This window comes from Paracoccus sp. Ld10 (genome assembly GCF_045064235.1).
Lineage (GTDB): Bacteria > Pseudomonadota > Alphaproteobacteria > Rhodobacterales > Rhodobacteraceae > Paracoccus.
Genome location: NZ_JBISHD010000015.1, coordinates 1 through 5,657, shown reverse-complemented (window position 1 = coordinate 5,657; position 5,657 = coordinate 1). Strand labels below are relative to the sequence as shown.

7 protein-coding genes are annotated in these 5,657 nt (G+C 52.9%); 1 reads left to right on the top strand and 6 read right to left on the bottom strand.

Annotated features, from left to right (window positions below; all coding sequences use genetic code 11):
* From ACJJVR_RS04910 to ACJJVR_RS04900, 3 genes are all read right to left on the bottom strand, one after another.
* A partial coding sequence (locus ACJJVR_RS04910; protein WP_405402695.1) for a replication initiation protein occupies nucleotides 1-717 on the bottom strand: 717 nt, incomplete at its 3' end.
* A gap of 768 nt (nucleotides 718-1,485) precedes the next feature.
* Nucleotides 1,486-2,037, bottom strand: a complete 552-nt coding sequence (locus tag ACJJVR_RS04905; RefSeq protein WP_405402693.1) for a hypothetical protein — start codon at nucleotides 2,035-2,037, stop codon at nucleotides 1,486-1,488.
* Complete coding sequence (locus ACJJVR_RS04900) at nucleotides 2,034-2,285, bottom strand: hypothetical protein (RefSeq protein ID WP_405402692.1); 252 nt, start codon at nucleotides 2,283-2,285, stop codon at nucleotides 2,034-2,036. Before ACJJVR_RS04900 ends, ACJJVR_RS04905 begins: the two co-directional genes overlap by 4 nt.
* A 155-nt stretch (nucleotides 2,286-2,440) precedes the next feature.
* Here ACJJVR_RS04900 and mobQ point away from each other — a divergent pair, with 155 nt between their 5' ends.
* Nucleotides 2,441-3,526, top strand: a complete 1,086-nt coding sequence (mobQ, locus tag ACJJVR_RS04895; RefSeq protein ID WP_405402691.1) for a MobQ family relaxase — start codon at nucleotides 2,441-2,443, stop codon at nucleotides 3,524-3,526.
* A gap of 28 nt (nucleotides 3,527-3,554) precedes the next feature.
* Here the strand turns inward: mobQ and ACJJVR_RS04890 are convergent, their stop codons facing one another.
* The 3 genes from ACJJVR_RS04890 to ACJJVR_RS04880 form a co-directional block, all read right to left on the bottom strand.
* Nucleotides 3,555-4,667 (bottom strand): hypothetical protein, encoded by a 1,113-nt coding sequence (locus ACJJVR_RS04890; RefSeq protein ID WP_405402689.1) that lies wholly within the window; start codon nucleotides 4,665-4,667, stop codon nucleotides 3,555-3,557.
* A 20-nt stretch (nucleotides 4,668-4,687) separates the two neighbouring features.
* Nucleotides 4,688-5,131 carry a hypothetical protein gene (locus tag ACJJVR_RS04885; RefSeq protein WP_405402688.1) on the bottom strand — a complete coding sequence of 148 codons (444 nt, stop codon included), beginning with the start codon at nucleotides 5,129-5,131 and terminating at the stop codon, nucleotides 4,688-4,690.
* 87 nt (nucleotides 5,132-5,218) lie between these two features.
* Nucleotides 5,219-5,657: replication initiation protein (locus ACJJVR_RS04880; RefSeq protein WP_405402687.1), on the bottom strand; the 439-nt coding region annotated here is incomplete at its 5' end.

Genomic DNA, 5,657 nt, shown 5'->3' with positions numbered 1-5,657 from the left:
TGATATTTCAACGGTTGCAACCGTCCGGCCGATCTTCTGCGGAGTAACTTTCAGGTCCAGCCGGGAGATTTGGTTGATTTCAAAAATGGCAGGTTTCAATGCCCAAGTGTTGAGATTGGAAAATCGGTCCAGCTTACCAGCCTGGACGCCGAGAAGGGCGCGCAGTTCGGGCACTGTGAATGTCTTGCTGTCTTTGCGATCCAAATTCGCCAAGCTAGCGACATGCTGGAAAAGCAAGATTGCATATTTGCTGGACAGGGCAAATACCGTCTGGCGGTCCAGAATGGCCCAATGGTTCGACTCTTCCGCAATACGCCGGAATTCCTCCCCAAATTTCCATTTCACCAGAATGTCGCCGCTGGTTTCGTGCCGGTAGTCGAGCACAACCCGGCCCATAAATCCGTCTATAATTTCAATTTTTTCGGCCGGGCGGTCGTAATGGATCACGGCCCCGCGTAGTTCAATGAACAGCGCTCGCAAACTGGCCCTGTCGTGGTTGCGCATTCCTTCAATCGCTTTTAGATCGGCCATGCGCAATTCATGCTGCGCATCATCCGCCATGCGACCGCCCGCAATCGATATCAGCAGGTGCATCAGCTTCAGCGCCTGCGCCCCCGGCGGGTTTTCAATGTAAATCCCCCTAGCAACTTCCGCCGGAATAACCGTCTTTGTCCGGTCAAATTCCCGATCTGCCGCGACCTGAATTGTCTTGCCCATAGCCTGCCCTTGCCACTCTCATAGGCTAGGATTTAGACGCAGCAAAACTAGCCTGTCAATCTAGCAATTTCGTCCCCAAACCTAGCCGTTGCGTCCCCAAACCTAGCCGTTGCGTCCCCAAACCTAGCCGATAGAGCCGCAAAGCATTGTTTAATAATAAAGATTTTTTCCTGAACTATAGAACTATAAGAACAAGAAAGGGCTGCGCCCTTTTTGAAAGTAAATTTTGAGGATTTGGACGCCTTGAAGCCCCCTGGATCAACCCAAAGATGCGCTCTGGCGGATATGGGGTGTTATGACGCGGAAGGCAGGAAGGGGTGAGGATCAGCTAGGGGTTGTGGGGCGCACTCTGGATCTAGTCAACTTACATCCGAACACCTCAACTAGGCGCGGCGAAAGCCGCGCCTAGTAAACTCTACATAATGGATATTATAATCCAAACCAAAACTTGGAAAGTGCTCCGAGAAGTACCCCAAAGAAAGCGACGAGCGCAGACTCTTGGTTGTTAAACCGGAATTTTCGTTCCAGCGTCCTTACACGAGTTCCGCACGGTTTAATTACTTCGCTAGTTTTGGTTTTGTAAAACACCTTCATTGTATGTACTCCACATATTTGGCGGAGTAACCTCAAGTGTTCTCATAGCGATCTCCTTTTGGGTATAGCGCCTCCGCGACTGTTTCAAAAAATAGACCCGCTTATGCTGGCCCGTGTACATCCTTTACGGGCTGGCAGTATCAGTCAAGGAAACAGAAGTGGGTTGTAAGTCGGTTACTGTCTGTCAATCCAGAAGACGCAGTATCCCTCTCCGCTGCTGATAAGGGTTCCGCGCTCGCCCCCTGCGGAGCCGCAGAACAGCCCCGGGTTGCGACCGAAGGAATTGGCATCGCCGCGTCCCTGGATGAGGAGCAGCGCCACGATGCCCAGAACGGCCCCCAGAGCCGCAATTCCCCCGAAGACGGCCAGACCCCCTCCGAAGCTGTAGAGGGCTTGCTGGCGGCCTTTGACTGCCTCCAGGCGCATGTGGTTGGCGGCGGCACTGATCTGGTCCTCCAGCCCCTTCACGGCCTGTCCTGCGGCTTCCTGAGCGGCTGTGAGGCTGTCCTGGTGCATACGGCGGGACATCTCGGCTGCGGTGCTGCCGATCTGCCGGTTCTGCTCCAAGGCGTCGATGGTGATCTTCTGCACCGATGCCATGAGCCTTGCCGCCTCAGCCTTGGTGGTCGCGGTGGCGGTCAGGTTGCCCACGTCCTGGCGCAGGAGCCGCACTTGGTCGGTCAGATCGGCAATCAGCTCAGCGGGGGATTTGGCAACGGCGCTCATGCGGTACTGGCCTTCGCGTCCAGTTCGGCCAGCAGTCCGGCTATCTCTTTCTGATCGACCTCGCGGGTGGCGTTCTTGCGCAGGGTGGCCGCCATCCACTTGGCGATCTTGGGGTCCTTCAAGGCTTCGGTGGTGACGATGGCGCCGACGATGATCTTGCGGCGGGTGTCGCTGGCCTTCTGTCGGGTCTTGAGGCGGTTCAGCTTGGCCTGTGCCTCGGCGATCTGCTGGTCAATGGTCCTGGGCATTTTCAAATCCTGTGGTCGCTCAATGGTTGCAAGTCTGGAGGCGCTGAGCGTAGGGTGCAAGACACGAAGTGCCCACTTATACAAACGCTGCGCGTTTGTGTGGGCAAGGGAACACTCGCGTTTCCCTTGAACCCTTAGCGAAGTGCGGCGCGGATATGGCGATCTATCATCTTCGAGCCACGATGATTTCCCGCTCCGCAGGGCGCAGCGCCACGGCGGCGGCGGCCTATCGCAGCGCCGAGCTGATCGTGGATCAGCGCACCGGTCTCGCTTTCGACTACCGCGCACGCGGCGGGGTCGATCACGTCGAGACCCTCGCGCCTGCGGATGCCCCGGATTGGGTACAGGACCGGGCGGCGCTGTGGAACGCGGTGGAACTGGCCGAGACGCGCAAGAACAGCCAGGTCGCCCGTGAGATCCGCGTGGCCCTCCCTCACGAGCTGGACGCCACGCAGCGGCTGCAGCTCGTCCGCGACTTCTGCCAGCGGGAGTTCGTGGACCGGGGCATGGTGGCGGATATCGCCCTGCACGCTCCTGGGCGTGAGGGGGACGAGCGCAATCACCATGCCCATATCTTGCTGACCACCCGGGAGATCGGCCCCGAGGGGTTCACCACCAAGAACCGGGACTGGAACGCCAAGGAGCTGCTGGAGGGTTGGCGGGAGGCCTGGGCACGCGACACCAACCACGCCCTGGAGCGCTGTGGCACCCATGAGCGCGTCGATCACCGGACGCTGGAGGCGCAGCGCGTCGAGGCCCAGGAGCGCGCCCTGGAGGCACGGGAACGCGGCGACGAAGCCGAGGCCCTGCGCGAGACGGTCCGGGCCGTCTCGCTGGACCGTCAGCCGCTGCCGCAACTTTCCGCCGGGGCGTGGCAACTCAAGGAGCGCGGCATCGAGGTCGCGGCTGTCCAGGTCTGGCGGGAGATCAAGGAACAGGCCGTCGAGGTGGCCCGCGTGGCGCAGGAGCTGGCCGACAGGGCGCGCACCTGGCTGGAGCGCGTCACGGAACGGGCTGCGGGACAGGTGCGGGACGTGGTGGAGCGAGTCACGCCCGCCGATGCCTGGGGGGAGTTCTTCGCCGCCGCAGCCCCCGGCGCGTCAGCCGCCGCCGAGGGGCTGGCCAGGGATCTCGAGGTCGAGCGCCGGCAAGAGGCACAGCGTAAAGCGCATGAGCAAGAAGCACAGGAGAGGGTACAGGAACAGAAATACCGAAAACATGATTATGGATGGGAGCATTAAAAATAAAATATTTTTTCAGTAATATATTTTAAAAAGCGTCCCATGCAGAAGGCGCCATAATATGATTGTATAGGTGCGGGGATAATTTAGAGAACTCTGACTTATAAGCGTTAAGTGAATTTATAAATTCAAAATCAGGTTTTTCACGAAAGCTAATGTGATGGCCAAATATAAAAGTCCAAGCTTTTTCAAAACGCAATATTGCGCTAGAGCTTGGGCCCCAGTAAAGATTGAACAAGTCACTTTTATTGTCAATTAGGGGAATTATACGTGTGCTAAAAACATGATCACTCATGCTCATAGCATATGTTCTTCGCATTTTTGGAGTAGGATAAGAATTATTTACTCCACAACTAACTCTTTCCCTATCCATACAACTAAAAAGAACCATTATAGCTATTTTAAATAAGTATATAGCTTGCTGACTAGTGCCGTGCGTATTGTAGGAAGGAAGATTTAACCTGTACATATAATTTAATCCGCAAACATCAGGCAGGGTTACACCTAGCGCTCGCAAAAAAGCGCGGCTTATTCCAACGGTATCCGCATCCCACTCTAAAGTTTGCCTTATAATGAAAGGTATTTTAGAGTCTTTAGGATTTGCTTCTGACATAAAGTTCAGATCAACTTGTTCTTTTTGCCATCCAATATGACCATTTATAAGATGGCAAAGTTCGTGTGATATTAATATGTCTATAGCCATGTTTATTACGGATATTATATTACTCTGCAAGTTATTATCTTCAGAAAATTTATATAAGTCAGGGTCATTTATAAGAAAATCTATTGAATTATTGTTGGGATCCGGTCCTATATAATTGTGATTTCTTCCAAAGAAATTTGCTTCATGGCTTAAGGTGAACTTTGCTACATGTAAAATATTTGGTATAACTGCTCCACTTAGTCCTATTATACACTTTCTTTCATCTTTTAGCACAAAGGCGTTGAACTTTTTGGAATTATAAAATACTAAATCAATTGTGACTTTTTCATCTATAAAATTTTTTAGGGCTTCTTTTATAGATTCCTTTCCTTTTTTATAAATAAAATTAAATAAATTCTTCCATGGTTTATCATTGTCACTTATATCTAAGTATCCTCCGCGTCTATTTGCTTCTTCAATAGCTCTTTTAGACGGCATTATATACTCCAAAGTCAAAATCAGCGTTTTATAAAACGATGCCAAAATGAAACTGAATCTTCTGCTAATTGGGACTTTTCTGGACTAGGTAACATTCGCCTAAGATCCATAAGATTACGTTCCGCGGCATTTAAAGCACGAGCCCGCTCTTCAGCTTGTGCTTCGGCAACAGCGGCCCGCTGCTGAGCTTTGGCGAGCTCATCGCGTAGGCTCTCAATTTGATCCCTTTCGTTACTTGCTCCAGCCGTACCGCTTTGGGGGGTCCGCACTGTTTCATTATGGGCGTCCCTATCCGTCCCGGGACCCCCTTTGGGAAATGCCCGAAACAACTCAGAAGGGTCTATGCTGAATGTGTCATCACCGTTCCGCAAAGCTGACAAACGTCCAGATTGTATAGCACGACCAATGGTGGACTTGCTGCGGCCTGTTGCTTTAGCAGCCTGTGAAAGTGATAGTCCCGCCATGATTCCTCCACCCGGTTGCGTATCGTCCTATCATGCGTTCCCTGGGTCGTCCCGTGCAACACGCTAGTTTGCCATCTTGCGAGTCTGCTAGATCTTTCCAACTTTACGGCAAAAGTCTCCAAACAGCGTTTCAATGTTTGCCGCGCTGCAGGAAATATTGCGCTTAGTCAAAAAGCGGCGGAAATCGGTTGCTATCTTGCTATCATCGACGTTGCAGCCTGATACGTGCTTGATGTCCTTCCAGCGAGGTGAATAGGCAATGCTGCCTACTTCCGGGAAGGCGGCCGGTTCAATTGTCACGGCATCAGCCGTACCGATGCGACGGGCCTTGCGTCCTATGCTGTGACCCTTCAGCTGGTGGATGGCCATGGCCTTGGCCCCGCCCCCCTTCATCACCCATGATATTTCAACGGTTGCAACCGTCCGGCCGATCTTCTGCGGAGTAACTTTCAGGTCCAGCCGGGAGATTTGGTTGATTTCAAAAATGGCAGGTTTCAATGCCCAAGTGTTGAGATTGGAAAATCGG

Coding starts and splice junctions, on each gene's coding strand:
- ACJJVR_RS04905 (WP_405402693.1), bottom strand. CDS start 2,037: ATGAGCGCCGTTGCCAAATCCCCCGCTGAGCTGATTGCCGATCTGACC.
- ACJJVR_RS04900 (WP_405402692.1), bottom strand. CDS start 2,285: ATGCCCAGGACCATTGACCAGCAGATCGCCGAGGCACAGGCCAAGCTG.
- mobQ (WP_405402691.1), top strand. CDS start 2,441: ATGGCGATCTATCATCTTCGAGCCACGATGATTTCCCGCTCCGCAGGG.
- ACJJVR_RS04890 (WP_405402689.1), bottom strand. CDS start 4,667: ATGCCGTCTAAAAGAGCTATTGAAGAAGCAAATAGACGCGGAGGATAC.
- ACJJVR_RS04885 (WP_405402688.1), bottom strand. CDS start 5,131: ATGGCGGGACTATCACTTTCACAGGCTGCTAAAGCAACAGGCCGCAGC.